This is a genomic window from uncultured Bacteroides sp. (assembly GCF_910578895.1).
Classification (GTDB): Bacteria; Bacteroidota; Bacteroidia; order Bacteroidales; family Bacteroidaceae; genus Bacteroides.
In genome coordinates this window covers 19,389-38,668 of sequence record NZ_CAJTSC010000033.1, presented here as the reverse complement: position 1 = coordinate 38,668, position 19,280 = coordinate 19,389, and the positions used below count along the sequence as shown (strand labels likewise).

Here is a 19,280-nt window from a genome sequence, read left to right as displayed (position 1 = left end):
CCGCCACCGCCATAAGAAGGCTGCAAGACAATGCATCGGACAAATATCTTGAAGTGGTTCAACCTACCGATGTAGCGGCATTGCTGCGACAATTGCCATTATGCAAAGCAATTGTCACTACAGGGCAAAAGGCAACAGATATTCTCTGCGCCCTGTTTTCGTTGAAAGAACCTAAAGTGGGAGATTTCACAGAGTTCATTTACGAAAATCGCCCCATGCGGCTCTACCGCATGCCCTCTTCATCAAGAGCTTATCCGCTGGCTTTGGAAAAAAAAGCGGCGGCATATCGCATTATGTATCAAGACCTACAAATGCTATAAGTTATTTTCTCTTCAAAATAAAGTAACAAAGGGCTTGCAGATTTGAAAGTTTCCATTACCTTTGCAACCGCAAACACGGGAGTAGCTCAGTTGGTAGAGCACCGGTCTCCAAAACCGGGTGTCGGGAGTTCGAGCCTCTCCTCCCGTGCAGAACAAGAGGATGTATCGAAACACATCAAACATACAAATGTCCCCTGTCGCAGCTATCTGAGACAGGGGACATTTGGTTAACAGGAGGGTTTTGACACCCTCTTATTTTATTTCTATCAGTTTATGCGTCTGCAAACTCAACCGCCACCCCGGATGCCGCATCACGCAAGCCACAGTCTCCGCGGTATTGCCACACGAACAAGGTTGCAGAAAAAAATGCTTGGCGGGAAGCGGCTCGTATACGGCAATATCCTGCCCTTCATACACCACCTTCACCTCATCCATACGGGAAATGCCCAACTTCGCCCCCTGCTTGGGAGAACAAGTCACCCAGTCCACATTATCCGGCAACTGACGGGTGCCGTTCGTTTCGACACAAACATACTTCCCCATCCGATGCAGACGGTCTACAAACTCCCGGTCAATCCAAAGCGAAGGTTCTCCGCCGGTCAGTATCACCATCGTCGCGGGATATTTCCCCACCTCCGCCAAAATCTCCTCATCGGACATCAGAACACCCTCTTCATGCAACGTATCACAAAAGGAGCATTTCAGGTTGCAACCGGAAAAACGGATGAAGACAGCCGGAGTACCCGTATGGAATCCTTCTCCCTGCAAACTATAAAATATTTCGTTAATCTTTCTCATAAGCAGCCTCATCAATCCTTCTCATAAACGGCTATATTCGACTCGGATTCCTGCACCTCTACTTTAAAACAAACCGGTATTTGGTCGCATATCCAACGCGCAATGTTTTCGGCCGTAGGATTAAAGGCAAGTACTTCGTTAATATTCCGGTGGTCCAGTTTTTCTTTTACCATTTGTTTGATATGGCTGAAATCGACCACCATTCCATCGGCATTCAACTCTTTGGAACGGCAATAAACTGTGATTATCCAGTTGTGACCATGCAGATTTTCACATTTACTCTGATAAGAAAGCTTCAAGCTATGGGCCGCCGAAACCTCCATTCGTTTAATGACTGTATACATACGGTTAATACGCTAATTAAAACATTTATAAAAATACGCATCTAATGTCACCTCGATGCAACTGCAAAAGTACAAAAAACACTGGAATTGACAGTTATTTATTCTATTTTTGCAACATGAAAGCCCTTTATATTCTACTCGGCACGGTTTCTTTAATACTCGGCATCATCGGAATCTTCCTTCCATTGCTGCCCACAACCCCATTCCTGCTGCTCACAGCCGCCCTTTACATGCGCAGTTCTCCCCACCTATACGACTGGCTGTTACGCCAGAAATACCTGGGAAACTATATCCGTAACTTCCGCGAGAACAAAGCCATTCCGTTGAGAGCCAAAATCGTTTCCGTATCACTGATATGGATAACAATTCTCCACTGCGTCTTTTTCATCGTCCCCTATTGGTGGCTAAAAATAGTGTTGTTACTGATTGCGGCAGGAACAAGCCGTCACATCCTCTCTTTCAAAACACTGAAATGAGACGGAGTTCCGCCATTGCCAATCATGTACTAAATCACCCCACCCAATGCCCCAAGGAACTCTCCCAAACCCTTGCGGGCATCTGCAAGTTTATCTTCCCAATGTTTCACCGAGTTCTGCCCGATAATATCCGTCACATACTTCACGGCAATGAACGGCGTGTTCTTGGCACGGCACACCAATGCCTGCGCATAGGCTTCCATATCCACCACATCCCCTTTTACATCCGACAACTCCGTCAAGAAAGTATCGCCCGTATTGCAGATACCCTCCCCCTGCCAATGCAGGCAATATCCTTTTTGCGCCAACAGTTCCGACGAATCTATCTCACACTCCATGTCAAATGCCGCCAGCTTCTGCATATCGCGGTCTACGAAATGACGGCACACGAAAACATCGCCTACCTGATGACGGACGGTGCCTGCCGTGCCCACATTGATAACCAAATCAGGTTGCGAGCGATTAATCGCTTCCGTCAGATAGAAAGCCGATTTCACCTTTCCTATGCCGGTACGCAGATAGCCTACCTGCACTTCTTCCTCCCCTATCAAACCGGGGATATTCAATTCCGTAAATTCGCCTTGGACGGCGTAAGTAACCAAAACCCTCATCTTTTTCCTGTTTTTCAATCTCTGTTTTATTTTAATACTGTATCGGAATGGCATAAAAAGCCCTTTCACGATTGCAAATTTAGGAATTCAAACAGAAAGAAGAACATTCTCAAAAAGAACCGAACGACTCCGCTTCATGGCAAAAAGACAGAAAAACCTTCCTTTCACTTACTTCCGCCCCTACATCTTTCTTCCAAAACAGAAACAGCTTGCATAAAACGCGGATGGATATGCTTCTTTTTGTTGTAAAAATGCACCGTTTATGCAGAAAACAGAATTTTCTCCCGTTGGATGCAAGCGTTTCAACCGATGGATGTTAACGTCTGAAGTGAGGGACATTAATGTCTGTCGCGATAGACACCAATGTCCATCACGAGCGACATTAATGCCCCTCGCCGCAAACACCAATATCCGGCAAACGGGATGCCCGCACAAGGCATTTCCGATGCTTTTCCGCACTGGTTGGTTTGTAAGGATTTCGCTATCGCGTTGAGAATGCGCAAGATGGGCGTTTCCCGTTTCGTTTTTTCCGACCGGCAGCACATCGGGACGGAAACAGGCGATTCTGCGGCGTCGGGAAATACAGATTGTCAGAAAGACAAGCTGCAGACGGTGTTTTCATTGAAGGGAATTACAGGTGCACACCATTGTGATGTGCGGGGTTCACTTACTGTAGACGAAACTTTTATTTAAGGGAGCTACAGAAGGTACCGGGAGTTAAAGGAAACCGGATGCCGACAGTATCGCCATCCATCAACAGAGCTATCGGCACTTGACTCCGAACCCGAAGGGCGATAACTCCTTCCAACCACCTTCAACTCCTTCTTCCCCTAACTCCCCCAACTTTCCCAAATGAAAGAGCCGTGACAGATATAAAACATTTTCTTTGAAAAACTTTTGTAATATCCAAATTAATTGTATTTTTGTGTACATTTTTGGTGTAGTAATGACAGACAAAGAAAAGAAGCTATTAAGTACTTTCGAAGCCAGGCTGCGGCATTTAATCTATCTGCACGATGAATTAAAACGCGAAAATGCTGAACTTAAGCGACTTCTCGAAGCAAAGGAAGAAGAGTGCAATAAAGTACAAGCCGATTACAATGAGCTGGAAACCAACTATACAAACCTAAAAACAGCTACGACAATCAGCCTTAACGGCAGCGACGTAAAAGAGACGAAGCTGCGATTGTCCAAATTAGTGCGTGAAGTCGATAAGTGCATCGCTTTGTTGAATGAATAAAAGAAAGAGGATGTATGAACGATAAGATAAAGATAAACCTGCAAATGGCCGGAGCCACCTATCCCCTCACCATCAACCGTGAGGATGAGGAAAAGGTAAGAGAAGCCGCCAAACAGGTAAATATCCGGATCAATGCGTATCGGGAACGTTTTCAGAACGTCTCTTCAGAGAGAATCATAGCCATGGTGGCCTATCAATTTGCTTTGGAGACACTTCAGTTGAAAGACCGTAATGACACCGAACCCTACACAGCCAAGATCGAGGAACTGACAGAGGTGTTGGAAGCTTATTTCAAGGAAGAATAAGGAGACAACTTTTCTGTCCCCCGTTTTACGAGAGAGATAATATCGCGCACTGTACGAAAATCCTGTCCCCAACAGACCGGTTTTTATACAGTGTTTTTTATTTATATACTTAAAAACAAATTAATAAAATGACAGTAGTTACAATAGTAGCATCCATTGCCTGTTTCATCGTCGGCGGGTTTGCTTCGTACATGTTCTTCAAGCATGGATTGAAGTCCAAATACGACAGCATCCTCAAGGAAGCCGAGACCGAAGCGGAAGTGATTAAAAAGAACAAGTTGCTGGAAGTAAAGGAAAAATTCCTGAACAAGAAAGCGGATTTGGAGAAGGAAGTATCGCTTCGTAACCAAAAGATACAACAAGCCGAGAACAAGTTGAAACAACGCGAACTGGTACTGAACCAGCGCCAGGAAGAGATTCAGCGCAAGAAGACGGAAGCCGAAGCGGTGAAAGAGAACCTGGAAGCCCAACTGGTTATCGTTGACAAAAAGAAAGAGGAGCTGGAACATCTGCAACGCCAGGAAATCGAAAAACTGGAAGCCATTTCCGGCCTCTCCGCCGAAGAAGCCAAAGAGCGTATGGTAGAGTCGTTGAAGGAAGAAGCCAAGACACAGGCGCAATCCTACATCAACGACATCATGGACGATGCAAAGCTGACGGCAAGCAAAGAGGCGAAGCGTATTGTCATACAATCCATTCAGCGTGTGGCAACGGAGACGGCTATCGAAAACTCCGTCACCGTATTCCACATCGAATCGGACGAAATCAAAGGACGTATCATCGGTCGCGAAGGACGCAACATCCGTGCGCTGGAAGCGGCTACGGGTGTGGAAATCGTTGTGGACGACACGCCGGAAGCCATCGTTCTGTCAGCCTTCGACCCGGTTCGCCGCGAGATTGCCCGCCTGGCACTGCACCAATTGGTAACAGACGGACGTATCCACCCGGCACGCATCGAGGAAGTGGTGGCTAAAGTACGCAAGCAGGTGGAAGAAGAGATTATCGAAACCGGTAAACGCACTACAATCGACCTCGGCATCCATGGCCTGCATCCCGAACTGATTCGCATCATCGGTAAGATGAAATACCGCTCCTCATACGGCCAGAACCTGTTGCAGCATGCCCGCGAGACAGCCAACCTCTGCGCTGTGATGGCATCCGAACTGGGGCTGAACCCCAAGAAGGCAAAACGTGCCGGCCTGCTGCATGACATCGGTAAAGTGCCCGATGAAGAACCGGAATTGCCGCATGCGCTCTACGGAATGAAGCTTGCCGAAAAGTTCAAGGAAAAACCGGATATCTGCAACGCTATCGGCGCCCACCACGACGAAGTGGAAATGACGAGCCTGCTGGCTCCCATCGTACAGGTATGTGACGCTATCTCAGGCGCACGCCCGGGAGCACGCCGCGAAATCGTAGAAGCCTATATCAAGCGCCTGAACGACTTGGAACAGTTGGCAATGTCTTATCAGGGCGTAACGAAAACATACGCCATCCAGGCAGGTCGCGAGTTGCGTGTAATCGTAGGTGCCGATAAGATTGACGACAAACAGACCGAAAACCTTTCCGGTGAAATCGCGAAGAAAATACAGGATGAAATGACCTATCCGGGACAGGTGAAGATTACGGTAATCCGCGAGACGCGCGCCGTAAGCTATGCAAAATAAGCCACAACGATTGAGGCTCAATGATAAAGAGACGGGATAATAAAAATCCCGTCTCTTTTTGTTTTCTTTGCCATTCACGAAACTGTTTCTTATTTTTGTATCCACAAACCCACTGCTTTTTCATTTACGGGAGTTAGAGGAGTTGTCGGGAGTTAAAGGGAGTTATATGCCGATAATATCGCCATACATCAACAGAGCTATCGGCATATAACTCCGAGTCCGAAGGACGATAACTTCTTCTGGCTCCCGACAACTCCTCTAATTCCCGCAAATGAAAAAGCAGTGACACGAACCAAGTAATCCTGATTATCAGTCATGAGACCCTATCAATTTGAAGTTTGCGCCAACTCCGTAGAGAGTTGCCTTGCCGCCCAGGCAGGGGGAGCGGACCGGGTAGAGTTATGCGCAGGCATACCGGAAGGCGGCACTACCCCATCCTACGGAGAAATTGCCGTTGCACGCGAAGTTTTGCACCATACACTGCTGCATGTCATCATCCGTCCGCGTGGCGGAGATTTTCTGTATTCTCCTGTCGAACGGCGTATCATGCTGAAAGACATCTGCAATGCCCGCCAGTTGGGGGCAGACGGATTGGTATTCGGCTGTCTCACTGCGCAAGGCGATATAGACATACCGCTCATGAAGCAACTCATGGAGGCCTCGCAAGGCATCCCTGTCACCTTTCACCGTGCTTTCGATGTATGCCGCAACCCGCAGGAAGCATTGGAGCAGATTATAGAACTGGGATGCAGCCGCATACTTACTTCCGGGCAGCAGTCCACGGCAGAGCAAGGCATCACCCTGCTGAAAGAGTTACAGCAACAGGCTGCGGGACGCATCACCCTACTGGCAGGATGCGGAGTGAACGAAAACAACATCGCCCGCATTGCCACCGAAACAGGCATCCGGGAATTTCACTTCTCGGCAAGGGAGAATGTAAACAGTGCCATGATGCACCACAATGAGTCAGTATCTATGGGTGGTACAGTACACATAGAAGAGTATTGCCACCCTGTGACTACTGCAAGACGGGTCAGAAAAACGATTGAAGTATTAGAGCCTGTTTAAATTTTGTTCATTTCAGCTCGGTTTTGAGTTAAATGACAAAAGAATTATTTTTAGACATAAGAACAAAGGAATAGATTTTCCATTCAGCGTAGTTGGCTTCTGTTTCCCTTTTTGTTCTTATATTCTTATGTTCTTATGTCTAAAAAATAATAACGTGCCTGCACGGATTTGAATCAGTTGACAAAAAAGGGAACAAAGTGCAGTACAGTCCCTTGTTCCCTCGTCAACTCCTTATCCCTTATAACCCCTTCACCGTTTTCATCAATTGCTCACCCAGCCCGATGGTGTATCCTTGCGAAACAAACACCACGCGGTTGAAGGTATCGGCAATAATAAAGACAGGCAGGTTATTCTTATTCCTCAATTTCATGGCTCCGGCTATCTGATTGGCGATGCCGTCCGTATCTACACCATAGATAATGGTAGAGGGCATACCGGGGAATGATTCTTCAGCAAATCTTCCGGCTTGGGCCTCATCGGGGAAAAGCAGCACCATCTTTTGTCCCCATTTCTCCAAATCCGCCTTGTATGCGGCTATGTCACGCAATGCATGATTGGTAGGCTCCTGATTGACACCCAATATGCCGACCACGAAGTAACCACGTCCGCAAGCCTGCAAAAGGCTCTGTCGGGGAGAAGATGCTCCCTTATCCGTTATCGGAGTGAAAAGAGATTCGGAGTTGAAGTTCCCGATGACCTGCACCTCGTCTTTGCTTTCACGCATCACCAAATCTATTTTTGTCGTCTTTTGCGGCTCGATGCTAAAGAAAGTGACATTGGAAAGTACGGCCCCGCTCGCCAGACGTATACCTGTGACCAACATATAGTTTCCGGCATCCAATGCCGTCCCTCTCTTCAACAGGTTGCTCCATGTGGTGCCGCTACCCATATCCGCATCGCCTTCATCATAAGTGAGCAACTGCAAACGTCCCTGAGGAGTGATTTTGGAAATAGTGAAATGAGAATAATATTTCGGATTATCCAACGACTTGACGGGCTGGTATCCGGCAACGAGCGTACCCCGTAACGGAGTCATTTCCACCGAAAATGTAGTTTCTTTAGGATTGCGGTTCAAATCCACATCTACAGCACCTTCATCGGTAATCAGCTGCACCTTACCCGTCACCTCATCAATACGCGCAGGTATGCCCATGCTGCGAGCCATCGCCACAAAGAAAATATCGCGGCTGTGAGCGTCCGCCACGCGTGCTTTCCACACTCCCGCAGGAGAAATGGCAGGAGCACCCAGATTGCAGCCTTTCTCCACACGGATATTCTCAGCTACCCACGCAATCAACTTGGCAGGCTCTTCGAGATACATGCGTTCTGTTTCCTGAGAAATCACCTTGTCAAAGAAGGTTTTGTATGGGGTCAGCATCTCGTTGCTTATGCGCGGATTGCGTACATATTTGCGGAAGTTCACGGCACTTGTGCGTACATGAGACAACATGTTTTCTATCAACACCTCCAGACTGACATCACGGAGGTCTTTTGCCGAAATCTGCTGCAACAGGTCGATGCCACCCTTCCTGGAGTCTTCGGAACGCAGACGGGTAATGAAATCCGCAATCACTTTATGATTGCCACGGGAAGCCGCCAGAATCTTTGCCACTACATCCGCATCCAACTTATACTGTTTCGCCAAACAACGGGCAGAGTCTTCTGACATGAATGTAGCAACGTAGGCATTGCGGATGGAGTCTTCCTGCGCCAAACGGCGATTGTTTTCGGCACGTTGTTCGTCAGTAACGGCAGGCAGGTTTACACTTTCCGCCGGTGGAACGATGTCAAAGTCGGCAATACAGTTATCACCGGGAGTTTTATCCAACGCCACAGTCAGTTCATCATCCCTGCCGAAAGAGAGTTTGGCGAAACCGAACTTTCCGTCTTTGGATGCCCACACCAGCATATCTCCCTTTCCGGCAGTCAGGGCACAAGTACCGTCGGCATCGGTCTGTTTGGTTGCTACCGTGTAAAATTCCGCATAGTTGTAGAGTTTAAATTCTACCTGCGCACCGGAAACGGGATTTCCTTGGTCATCGGTCACTTTTACTTTGGCTTGTGCCGCAGGTGCGTAATTCTCAATCACATTGATTTCCGTATAGTTGGAGGTGACGGACATTACCTCTTCTTTCCCCTCATAACGTCCGAACACTTTTGTGTGCATCAGCATGCCGCGACTGGCAGGGGCGTTGAACCAACCGAGGTTCAACACCGGCTCCGGCTCACAGGCACCCAAGAAATACCACTTGCCATCCGCCCAGGCTTCCACCCAAGCATGATTGTCATCGGTATGCGCCCAACGCGGAGTATAAACCTGCCGTGCCGGAATGCCTACCGAACGAAGGGCGGCTACCAGAAGCGTGGATTCTTCTCCGCAACGGCCGTAAGCAGTACGCACAGTTGCCAACGGAGAACTGGTACGGGCGTCGGAGGGCATATAGACCGCCTTTTCATGGCACCAATGGTTCACTTCCAATATGGCATCGTATAGAGAAAGAGACTTGACACGGTCTTTCAGTTCATCGTAGAATACAACCCGGGCACTGTCCAGATGCTCATTGTTCACCCGCGCCGGAAGTACGAAGTGACGGAACAAATCTTCGGGAATCTTCTTTCCCCAAGGCATTTCCTCCGCCGTGCGCCGGGAAGCACGGATATTCATCAGGTGAAACTGTCCGGGATAGTCCGTGATATCTGCCAACGGCATATATGCATAGAGAAACTCCAAAGCTTCCCGTTCATAGGTGGTCAACGACTCATCGTCCAATATGGTAAACAGTTCTCCTTGCGATAGCATCGTCTGTTTCTGCCGCAAATCCTGTTTCACACGGGAGCGGTAGGATTCATCAGTTATGAAATGGGATTTTCCACAGGAAGCAAACAGGCAAAGCAGCCAGCATATTCCGAAAAGATGTGTAGCTCGTCTCATAATACTTATATATTAAGGTGTAAGCCACAAAGTTAAAGAATTATCCGAAAACTCACCTTAAATTTACCACTAAAGTGGTGTCTTCAGAAAACGTGAAACTACATTGCTCAAGGACCATACAAAAGTATCAACAACTTATTTACCATCTTAATCTCCTGTTTATAACTTCCATTTCATGTAAGATATTACAAAGGTATGACATATATCTACAGATTATTGCCTTACAGTGTGAATCCCTGTTAAGTAATGGAGTATATAAAAGATAAGTCCCCTATAAGCATTATAATTGTTTATAGGGGGCTTTGCTGTAAGGCAGTATATAGCCACCTATTTGTAATATACAGATGGCAAAACTGTGCTTTTCAAGAGATAATTGAAGAAAGAGTGCATATTTTTATGTTATAGAACATATTTATCGTGAACATTTTGTATCTTTGCAGCGTTAATAAGATAAAGAAAAAGATGTAAAACCCGCTTTCCGAAACGCGGAAAGCACAAAACAAGACGATTATGAAAAAGAATGCAAATGAAATCTTTATGTTACAGTACCGTATTAAACGCTATCAGGCAATGGGAAACGGTGCAATGTGCCAGGCTCTGAACGGCAAACTTCAGAAACTGCTTGCAAAGCAAGCTAACATTACCATGTAAACAACACCTTTAAATAAAATGAAAGAGGGCGAAGAACTGAAAGGTTCTTCGCCCTCTTTCTTTTTGTTTAATCTGCAACGATATCTTTTCCAAAAGGCGTCAACGCCAATGCCGCCAGTTTGAAGTGCTGCAAACCGAAGGGAATACCGATAATGGAGATGCACAAAATCACTCCAAACACCAAGTGCGAAAGGCAAATCCAGATACCACCCAAGAATATCCACAGCACATTCATCAACACGTAGAGACATCCGCCCGAACGCTCTCCGCTCCGCACCGTTTTTCCGAAGGGCCACAGCGCAAGCGCAGCAAGTTTCAACGTTTGCATGCCAAACGGAATGCCGATGATGGTAATCATCATCAGCAAACTGGCAACAAGATATTCAATAGCTGTAAGGATGCCTCCGAATATCAGCCACAAAAAGTTCATAAAACAACCCATAGTCCTGCGTTTTATATTCTAAAACGCAAATATAGATTATTTATTTGATAACGAACTTATACTTACCCGTTAATCGCGCTTCTTTATCTTTCAACGTTATTCGATAGATTTCGGCCCCCCAAACGTTGGAAAGACGCGTATCCGGCAACTCGATTGTTTCAAGCCCTGCCGTGAACTCGCGGGGATATTCCAGCGTGACTTTCTGTCCCTGCACTTCGACGGTCACTCTCCCGGGAACGGAAATATCCACTTTCCCCCAGGCAAGGAAATTAACCTGATTGGGCACTTTCGCCGATTTCAGGGAGAAATTATCGGTGATAACCAGTTGCTTTTCGCCCAAAGAGTATGCACGTGTCCAGTTGCCCACTCCGGCTTCTTCGGGATAGGCTGTGGCTATATTGGCTGAGAAGAAGCGCTTTTTAGGCTGGCAGACAACGTCCGTAGCTTTATATTGCTGTCCGTAACTTTGCGGCACACCGTTAATCATCGGCAGATTGTGATAGTTGCTTTGCATCGTCCAGATGGTGTAACGGTCTTTGCTGAATGTCTGACGCGTATAGGTTCCCACGCCTGCATCAATCAGCATCGGTATGGTGTTGACATACAAGGAGAAAGTACCCACGTCATTGTGGTTATGGCTCTCATTATTGAAGCCGCCTTTTGTTGCCAGGAACCAACCGGATTTATTCGTCAGGTAGCAGAATTCCGTTTCGGGATACCAGGTGCAGTCGGGCACGATATGAGCTGCCACCGTCTTTTCCAGTTCCCCATTCCACAAGATGGACTGCAAGGAACGGAAGGTATCATTTCCCACAGGTATGGAAGGACGTTTGCCATTCAGAAGATAGGCTGCAAACCGCATCATTTCATCACTGCCCACAGCATGACCGTAGCGGTAAATCAACGGCGCATCACCTCCACCCTTGGCAGAAGCATCGGCAAAGTTCACTACCCAACCATTTCCTACGTATGTACGGCTGATGTACTCTCCCATCCGGCGTATCATCGGTTCTTCAAAAAGCGAGACTTTTCCGCCCGTACCGTCGAAGAGTATCTGAAGATAGTCGTACATCTTTCCAGCGGCATGCCCCCAATAAGAAGGACCTTCCTCGCAGGCACCGTCGGCTTTTACGAAGTTGATGAACTTATCGACCGACTGCATGCTGCGCCATACTGCCTTTGCCAGGCGTTCACGGTCATTTTCCAGTAAAAGATAACATTGCAACACATTCGAGTTGCACCACGGATTCCAGTTATTGATAATCTCTCCCGGTTTCCAACGAAAAGCCATCCACCATTCGCGGTCATTACTCATATAGGGGTCGAGAATACGTTCCTGTAATGTCTGGCGCAAGCATAGGGAAATCGCAGGATCCAGTTTGTCGAATGAATGGCGGAAGAAGTAATATACCCACGACAGCATGGAGCCGTAGTTGCCGGAACCGAGGTCAATCACCTGTTCCCGGTAATCGGGCAAAGAGCGTTTCGTACTTTGGCGTACCAGATGGGCGGAAAGCACCCAGGAAGTCATCTCGCAACTGAAGAACACGCCGTTTGCCAGTTGGTCGATAAAGCGTCCTTTTCCTTCGGCAAGTTCGGCAAGCATCAGGGCATTGATGGCTTTGCGGTTTGCTTCATAAGGGTTCTGCATGATATTGCGTTCACCACTGCGTTCATACTCCAAGTAATCGGTGGCACGGATTACTTTCCATTCGTAGTTCAGCTGTTTTTCACCGGCGCGGACAAGCGCTTCTTTATCAGCCCCCAGCAAAGCATCCCAGGCAGAACGGTCGTTATAGGCAGGATAAGGCACCCAAGCCTGATTCATCACCAATACTTCTTTAAGTTTTTCTTCACTACCCGCCGCCTTTTGCAAAAGATTGCGTTCGGTATAGGCATGCGCCGAAACTCCCGCAATAAGAAGCAGGCAGAAAGAAAGGATAATGCGATAAAGCGTGTTTTTCTTCATGACAATCAATAATAATATTCAAAAATAAGTTATCTGTTATAGTAAATCAGATGCAAATATCACAAATATTAATCAGTATAACCTCACTTATCGTACAAATGATGTACTGTTTTCGTGTGAAAAGCAGATGCGTTGTGATTATTAGAGCCTGTTTAAATTTTGTTCAGCCTTCTTTTGAGCCTCCTTTTGAGCGTTCTTTTTGAGGATGTTTTTCTGTTTTTATGAGGAGCATAGCGGACTATGTGACAAATGAAAAGAGGAAAAGAGGAAAAGAGAAAAACAGACCGGAAAGAGACTTGGAAGGAAGCTGAGGAAAAGCCTTTTGAAGAAAATTCAAACAGGCTCATAATAATAATGGATGCTTAATTAATCATTGGCACTCGAATCACAGCCAGTCACTGAATTCAAAACTCAACTGTTCCCAGACACCTTTCTCTTCCGTTTCTTCACGCGGATTGGATATCGAAAGACCAATCAGGCGGATAGGCCGATGTTCATACTCCACCTCTTTCAACAATTGTTTTGCCAAAGGCAAGATTACATCGAGTGTGACGAGTTCTTTGGATTGCGTGATGCTCCGGGTTATCTGGCTGAAATCGTGGAATTTGATTTTCAGCGTCAGCGTGTTTCCCTTGAAATCCCTGCGTTCCAACCTGCCTGTAAGTTCCACCGCCACGTGGTATAGTTCGATGATGACCGATGAGCGCAATGAGATATCCCTCTCCAACGTATGCTCACAACCGACCGACTTACGGATACGCACAAATTCTACCGGACGAAGATCAATCCCTCTTGCACAATCATAATATAGCGAACCGACCTTGCCGAACTCACGCAACAACGTGGCACGCGAACGGGTGCGCAGCTGTCCACCATTGTGAATTCCCAACAGGTGCATCTTCTTTGCCGTCACCGGACCTACTCCCCAAAAACTTTCAATGGGAAGCCCGGCTATGAAGTCGAGTGCCTGGTCGGGATGTATGGTGCATAGACCGTCCGGCTTGCGATAGTCCGAAGCTATTTTTGCCAGAAATTTATTGTAAGACACACCGGCAGACGCCACCAGGTTGAGTTCTTCCCGAATCTTCCGCTTAATCTCCTTCGCAATGTCCACAGCCAGCGGAATGCCAAGTTTGTTTTCCGTCACATCAAGAAAAGCCTCATCCAACGAAAGCGGCTCGATGACATCCGTGTACTCATGGAAAATCTCATGTATCCGGCGGGATACCGATTTATAGACATCCATACGCCCGGGAACAAAGATGAGCTGCGGACACAACCGTTTCGCCTTTTGGGATGACATTGCCGAACGCACTCCAAACCGCCGGGCTTCGTAGCTGGCAGCAGATACCACGCCCCGTTCTTCCGCATGTCCCACTGCCACGGGTTTGCCACGCAGTTCCGGATTATCACGCTGCTCTACGGACGCATAGAAAGCGTCCATATCAATATGTATTATCTTCCGTTCGGTCATTACTGTAACTCACCGCCGATACAAAAATAGGAAAACCGGCTATTATTTTAGAAAAAACACCTGATTTCACGCTGTCGCAACGTAAAATCAGGTGTAATACTTAAATACTGACTACCCAGCATTTGTCCGTGGAGCTGGAGGGAATCGAACCCTCGTCCAAACGAGGAAATCATAAGCTTTCTACATGCTTATCTTTGCCTAAGTTTTCGTGCAGCGGCAGAACCAAAGCCATCAACCGCTACCTTATCCTCTAAAGTTTCATCCGTGCCACGAGGCTGACACGAACTATCCCCGATTTCACTGCACCACTCTGCCGGAACGCTTCGGAGCAACAGCTTCCGAGTGATGTCTCGTCCCAACACCTTGTGTCGGGATTAAGCTAACCTACTATACTTCGATTAAGCAGCAAGAGCAAATTGTCTTTCGCCAGATAAAATTTTGAAGACTGAGATTTAAGTGCAAATCAACGACGCACTGCATGCTTACTTACCATTTCTGCCCGCTGTCAAATCCAGTCAACCCCATGACTTTGTAACAGTCTGAAATAACAAAAGATTGCGATGCTTATTTCCAAGCCGGGGGATGAAAAAGGAATACATGATACATTATTTTCATGCCCTGCCGCTTTCTTTCGATGCAAATATACATATTCTTTTGTTACCGACCATCATATATTTGCAAATATTAGCTGATGCCACGTTTTTTCATTTACGAAACACGTTCTCAATCAAGTGGGAACATCGGAAGAAAAACGGAAAGCCGCCGCACACGCATACCCCTCGTCATAAAGGTCCTTCAGTTTGTTCACATCCCGCTCGATACGGTCTACCGCTACCGGATTCTGCGGACGTATCACGGTTATCTCTCCCGCATCTTCCAACCGTTCCACCAGTTCCAGCTGTTCGTTATAGACATAACAACGCCGATTGATTGCCTCACGCAACCGGGGGTATTTGCGATAAATGAAAGACGGCACTTTCGTGCCCCGGATATCTTTCCTGTATCCACGGTTGCGTGTCAGCACCACCACATTACGGTCGTAACCGTCACGGCGGGCACGCATCAAGGGAATGCTGTCCACAATACCGCCGTCCAGCATCGGAATGCCGTCCACATACGTAACGGGGCAAACAAAAGGCAGGCTGCTCGAAGCACGCACGATATCGATGACACGCTCCTTGCTCCGCTTTTCCTCAAAGTAGCCTGCCGTTCCGGTCAGGCAGTTGGTAGTGACCATGACAAAGCGTTCCGGACAACTGAAATAGGCATCATAGTCGTACGGCAGTATATGCTCGGGAAACTCCCGGAACAGCAAATCGAAATCCATTATGTTGCGCTTCTTCAACAGATATTTCAACCCGATGTAATTATACTTCTGCAGCAGGTCTATATTGCTGTATTTGGCACGCCCCCGCTGTCCCGACATATACGACAATCCGTTGCAGGCACCTGCGCTGACGCCAATCGTATAAGGAAAGCGGATGCCGCGGTCCATGAAATTATCCAACACGCCGCATGTGAAGACACCGCGCATGCCGCCGCCCTCAAGAATCAGGCCGCTCCGATGGTCTATATTTACTATTTTATCCATAAATACCCGAATTAACGTGCCAAAGATAGCTTTTGTTTACGATATTCTGCCTATATTTGCGGCTACAACTATCAATTAACAACAATTTAATCATGATGAAAAAGCCTATACTGATTGCCGCCTTAGGACTGTTCAGTCTTAACACAATGGCGCAAGACGCCCCGAAAGAAGAGGGATTCGTCTTTACTACCGTAAAAGAAAACCCGATTACATCCATCAAGAACCAGAACCGTGCGGGCACCTGCTGGTGCTATTCCGGACTGGCATTCATCGAGTCCGAATTGCTCCGTATGGGCAAAGGAGAGTATGACTTGTCCGAAATGTTCCTCGTACACAACACCTACCTGGACCGCGCCGACAAGGCAGTGCGCACACACGGCGATATCTCCTTCTCGCAAGGCGGTTCGTTCTACGATGTGATTTACGGAATGAAGACTTTCGGACTGGTGCCCGAAGAAGAGATGCGCCCGGGCGTAATGTATGGCGACACGCTGAGCAACCACAACGAACTGACAGCCGTGTCCAATGCCGTAGTAGCCGCCATCGCCAAAGGCAACCACCGCAGCCTGCAGACCGACAAGGACAAAACCCCGCTCTGGAAGAAGGCAATCGCCTCCATCCATGACATCTACCTGGGCGAACGTCCCGAGAAGTTCACTTACAAAGGCAAGGAATACACCCCGAAATCTTTCTATGAGTCTACCGGACTGAATGCCGACGACTACATCTCACTGACATCCTACACGCACCATCCGTTCTACCAGCCATTCATTCTCGAAATCCAAGACAACTGGCGTTGGGCTTCTTCCTACAACCTGCCCATCGACGAGCTGATGCAGGTGTTCGACAATGCCATCAACAAAGGTTATACCATTGCCTGGGGCAGCGATGTGAGCGAACAGGGCTTCACACGCGACGGCATCGCCGTACTGCCCGATGCCGAAAAGGTACAGGAACTGAGCGGCTCGGACATGGCACACTGGTTGAAGATGAAACCCGAAGAGAAGAAACTCAACACCAAGCCCCAACCGCAGAAATGGTGCACCCAGGAAGAACGCCAAGTGGCATACGACAACTGGGAAACCACCGATGACCACGGCATGCAGATTTACGGCATCGCCAAGGACCAGACAGGCAACGAGTACTACATGGTGAAAAACTCCTGGGGCAAAGCCGGCAAATACGAAGGCAAATGGTATGCCTCCAAGGCATTCGTGCGCTACAAGACAATGAACATCATTGTACACAAAGATGCGCTGCCTAAGGATATCGCCAAGAAACTCGGTATCAAGTAATCCCCACAGAAGATACAAAGAACACGCAAGGGTGCGTGCGTCCAAACCCGGGCAGAGTGATACGGCTGCCAGGGTTTGGATGCACGCACTTTTTTTCTGCCATTCCACATCGCCTTCCGCTTTTGCCCTTACCCACAACCCCACTGTATAATTGATACCTCATCCTGCATAACCGCTAAAGCCCCACTCCATCGGCACATTTCTTTCATTCAAGGGAGTCAGATGCCGATAGCATCGCTATACATCAACAGAACCGCAGGACTTTAATTCCGAACCCGAGGGACGATACTCTCTTTTAACTCCTGCAAATGAAAAACCGTGCATCAGAATGACAATTTGTATTTTCCAACTCCTCAGAATCGCCTGTTTCCGCCCCGATGTGCTGCCGGTCGGAAAAAACGGAACGAAAAACATCCATCTTCCGCATTATCAATACGATAGCGAAATCCTTACAAACCAACCAGCGCAGAAAAGCGCCGGAAATGCCCTGTACGGGCATCCCGTTTGCCGGATATTGGTGTTTCAGCCGATGGACATTAATGCCGCTCGTGATGGACATTAATGTCTATCGCGACAGACATTAATGCCGCTCACGTCAGACACTAACATCCATCGGCTGAAACACCCGTATCCGACAACAGAAAAACCGGAAAACTGCATAAACAGCGTATTTCCATCGGAAAACACCGCATATCCATCCGCACTTTATGCAACCCTTCGCTATTCCGGCAGAAATACGGAAGAGCGGAAGTAAGCAAAAAGGGGATTTCGCCGTCTTTTTGTCATGAAAAAAAGCAAAAGCAGACCGGAAGCCGCCAGCATCGCTATACATCAACAGGGCTGCAGACCCTTAATTCCGAACCCAAAGGGTAATGACTCTTTTCAATTCCAGGTTTGTACTTTTGCTCAAAATCTCACCGGATGTGCATTTTTTACCTTGTTTTCTTGTCAAACCCAACTCTTTCCGTAAATTTGCATGCTGATAATGAGTTAACCGGACAATTTCAGTAGCAGGAATTTCCCTTCACTACTCCTATTTCTCCCGGCACTGACATACAAAGAAATACTAATACTAATAATTAATAGCATGAGTTTGAAAATTGTTGTATTGGCAAAACAAGTTCCCGACACACGCAACGTTGGGAAAGATGCCATGAAAGCCGACGGAACCATCAACCGCGCGGCACTCCCTGCCATCTTCAACCCCGAAGACTTGAACGCTCTTGAGCAGGCTCTCCGACTGAAAGATGAACATCCGGGCTCCACCGTTACCATCCTGACCATGGGACCGGGACGTGCAGCCGAAATTATTCGTGAAGGACTTTACCGCGGTGCCGACAACGGCTATCTGCTTACCGACCGTGCTTTTGCCGGTGCCGATACGCTTGCCACTTCGTATGCCCTTGCCACAGCCATCAAGAAAATAGGCGATTACGACATCATCATCGGCGGCCGCCAGGCCATCGACGGCGACACGGCGCAAGTAGGCCCGCAGGTTGCCGAGAAGTTGGGATTGACGCAGGTGACGTATGCGGAAGAAATTCTGAACGTGGACAAAGCCGCCAAGAAGATTACCGTGAAACGCCACATCGACGGCGGCGTAGAGACAGTGGAAGGTCCGCTGCCTATCGTCATCACCGTTAACGGAAGCGCTGCTCCCTGCCGTCCGCGCAACGCCAAACTGATACAGAAGTACAAACGCGCCCTCGGTGCACAAGAGAAAGCTGCCATCGAAAAAGAAGGCGCAGAACTGCCCTACGCAGCTCTTTATGAAAAACATCCTTATCTGAACATCACGGAATGGAGTGTGGCGGACGTCAACGGCGACCTCGCACAATGCGGCCTGAGCGGCTCGCCCACCAAAGTGAAAACCATTCAGAACATCTCTTTCCAAGCCAAAGAAAGCAAAACGCTGACAGGCAGCGACAAGGATGTGGAAGATTTGATTGTTGAACTGTTGGCTAACCATACGATTGGATAGTTAATAAGGAGACAAGGAGACAAGCATACAAGGCTTACAAGGCATATCCTTGTCAACCCGTCAACCTGTCAACCAGTTTGTCAACTTGCCAACCCGTCAACTCGTCAACTAAAAAA

General features: G+C 47.8%; 18 protein-coding genes, 1 tRNA gene, 1 other RNA gene and 1 pseudogene. 12 read left to right on the top strand and 9 right to left on the bottom strand.

Annotated elements, in window-relative coordinates; all coding sequences use genetic code 11:
* Positions 1 to 320 (top strand): annotated as a pseudogene (locus QZ327_RS09585) (uracil-DNA glycosylase family protein); the annotation flags it as partial.
* Between the two features lie 75 nt (positions 321 to 395).
* Positions 396 to 468: transfer RNA gene (locus QZ327_RS09580), tRNA-Trp, on the top strand.
* Between the two features lie 104 nt (positions 469 to 572).
* Here the strand turns inward: QZ327_RS09580 and QZ327_RS09575 are convergent.
* Together QZ327_RS09575 and queD are read right to left on the bottom strand one after the other, a co-directional pair.
* Positions 573 to 1,118, bottom strand: a complete 546-nt coding sequence (locus QZ327_RS09575; protein WP_294618832.1) for a radical SAM protein — start codon at positions 1,116 to 1,118, stop codon at positions 573 to 575.
* A gap of 11 nt (positions 1,119 to 1,129) precedes the next feature.
* The gene (gene queD, locus QZ327_RS09570) at positions 1,130 to 1,462 is read right to left on the bottom strand and encodes a 6-carboxytetrahydropterin synthase QueD (protein WP_294618831.1); all 333 of its coding nucleotides are present in this window, start codon (positions 1,460 to 1,462) and stop codon (positions 1,130 to 1,132) included.
* A gap of 116 nt (positions 1,463 to 1,578) precedes the next feature.
* Here queD and QZ327_RS09565 point away from each other — a divergent pair, with 116 nt between their 5' ends.
* A complete protein-coding gene (locus QZ327_RS09565) occupies positions 1,579 to 1,938 on the top strand; it encodes a YbaN family protein (protein WP_294618830.1) in 360 nt (119 codons plus the stop codon).
* 29 nt (positions 1,939 to 1,967) lie between these two features.
* Here QZ327_RS09565 and QZ327_RS09560 read toward each other — a convergent pair whose 3' ends face one another.
* Positions 1,968 to 2,549, bottom strand: coding sequence for a nucleosidase (locus tag QZ327_RS09560; RefSeq protein WP_294618829.1), 582 nt, complete (start codon positions 2,547 to 2,549; stop codon positions 1,968 to 1,970).
* Between the two features lie 363 nt (positions 2,550 to 2,912).
* Here QZ327_RS09560 and QZ327_RS09555 point away from each other — a divergent pair, with 363 nt between their 5' ends.
* From QZ327_RS09555 to QZ327_RS09535, 5 genes are all read left to right on the top strand, one after another.
* Complete coding sequence (locus tag QZ327_RS09555; protein ID WP_294618828.1) at positions 2,913 to 3,242, top strand: hypothetical protein; 330 nt, start codon at positions 2,913 to 2,915, stop codon at positions 3,240 to 3,242.
* Between the two features lie 253 nt (positions 3,243 to 3,495).
* Positions 3,496 to 3,789, top strand: coding sequence for a hypothetical protein (locus QZ327_RS09550; protein ID WP_294618827.1), 294 nt, complete (start codon positions 3,496 to 3,498; stop codon positions 3,787 to 3,789).
* A 14-nt stretch (positions 3,790 to 3,803) separates the two neighbouring features.
* On the top strand, positions 3,804 to 4,094 hold the full coding sequence (locus QZ327_RS09545; RefSeq protein ID WP_294618826.1) for a cell division protein ZapA: 291 nt from the start codon (positions 3,804 to 3,806) through the stop codon (positions 4,092 to 4,094).
* A 128-nt stretch (positions 4,095 to 4,222) separates the two neighbouring features.
* The gene (gene rny, locus QZ327_RS09540) at positions 4,223 to 5,761 is read left to right on the top strand and encodes a ribonuclease Y (protein ID WP_294618825.1); all 1,539 of its coding nucleotides are present in this window, start codon (positions 4,223 to 4,225) and stop codon (positions 5,759 to 5,761) included.
* Between the two features lie 315 nt (positions 5,762 to 6,076).
* A complete protein-coding gene (locus QZ327_RS09535; protein WP_294618824.1) occupies positions 6,077 to 6,829 on the top strand; it encodes a copper homeostasis protein CutC in 753 nt (250 codons plus the stop codon).
* A 238-nt stretch (positions 6,830 to 7,067) separates the two neighbouring features.
* Here QZ327_RS09535 and QZ327_RS09530 read toward each other — a convergent pair whose 3' ends face one another.
* A complete protein-coding gene (locus QZ327_RS09530) occupies positions 7,068 to 9,761 on the bottom strand; it encodes a transglutaminase domain-containing protein (RefSeq protein WP_294618823.1) in 2,694 nt (897 codons plus the stop codon).
* A 510-nt stretch (positions 9,762 to 10,271) separates the two neighbouring features.
* Between QZ327_RS09530 and QZ327_RS09525 the strand changes: the two genes are divergently transcribed.
* On the top strand, positions 10,272 to 10,412 hold the full coding sequence (locus tag QZ327_RS09525) for a hypothetical protein (protein ID WP_175560898.1): 141 nt from the start codon (positions 10,272 to 10,274) through the stop codon (positions 10,410 to 10,412).
* A gap of 67 nt (positions 10,413 to 10,479) precedes the next feature.
* Here the strand turns inward: QZ327_RS09525 and QZ327_RS09520 are convergent, their stop codons facing one another.
* The 5 genes from QZ327_RS09520 to QZ327_RS09500 form a co-directional block, all read right to left on the bottom strand.
* Positions 10,480 to 10,854: a YccF domain-containing protein gene (locus QZ327_RS09520; protein ID WP_294618822.1), complete on the bottom strand. Its 375-nt coding sequence runs from the start codon at positions 10,852 to 10,854 to the stop codon at positions 10,480 to 10,482.
* Between the two features lie 40 nt (positions 10,855 to 10,894).
* A complete protein-coding gene (locus tag QZ327_RS09515) occupies positions 10,895 to 12,823 on the bottom strand; it encodes a heparinase II/III-family protein (RefSeq protein WP_294618821.1) in 1,929 nt (642 codons plus the stop codon).
* A gap of 385 nt (positions 12,824 to 13,208) precedes the next feature.
* Complete coding sequence (dinB, locus tag QZ327_RS09510; protein ID WP_294618820.1) at positions 13,209 to 14,297, bottom strand: DNA polymerase IV; 1,089 nt, start codon at positions 14,295 to 14,297, stop codon at positions 13,209 to 13,211.
* Between the two features lie 126 nt (positions 14,298 to 14,423).
* Positions 14,424 to 14,820: a transfer-messenger RNA gene (gene ssrA, locus QZ327_RS09505) on the bottom strand.
* Between the two features lie 204 nt (positions 14,821 to 15,024).
* Positions 15,025 to 15,888 (bottom strand): patatin family protein, encoded by an 864-nt coding sequence (locus tag QZ327_RS09500; RefSeq protein ID WP_294618819.1) that lies wholly within the window; start codon positions 15,886 to 15,888, stop codon positions 15,025 to 15,027.
* Between the two features lie 95 nt (positions 15,889 to 15,983).
* Here QZ327_RS09500 and QZ327_RS09495 point away from each other — a divergent pair, with 95 nt between their 5' ends.
* The 3 genes from QZ327_RS09495 to QZ327_RS09485 all read left to right on the top strand — a co-directional run bounded on the left by QZ327_RS09495 (position 15,984) and on the right by QZ327_RS09485 (position 19,164).
* A complete protein-coding gene (locus QZ327_RS09495) occupies positions 15,984 to 17,183 on the top strand; it encodes a C1 family peptidase (protein ID WP_294618835.1) in 1,200 nt (399 codons plus the stop codon).
* Between the two features lie 328 nt (positions 17,184 to 17,511).
* Positions 17,512 to 17,745 (top strand): hypothetical protein, encoded by a 234-nt coding sequence (locus QZ327_RS09490; RefSeq protein ID WP_294618818.1) that lies wholly within the window; start codon positions 17,512 to 17,514, stop codon positions 17,743 to 17,745.
* 525 nt (positions 17,746 to 18,270) lie between these two features.
* On the top strand, positions 18,271 to 19,164 hold the full coding sequence (locus QZ327_RS09485) for an electron transfer flavoprotein subunit beta/FixA family protein (protein WP_294618817.1): 894 nt from the start codon (positions 18,271 to 18,273) through the stop codon (positions 19,162 to 19,164).
* The last annotated feature ends 116 nt before the right edge of the window (positions 19,165 to 19,280 follow it).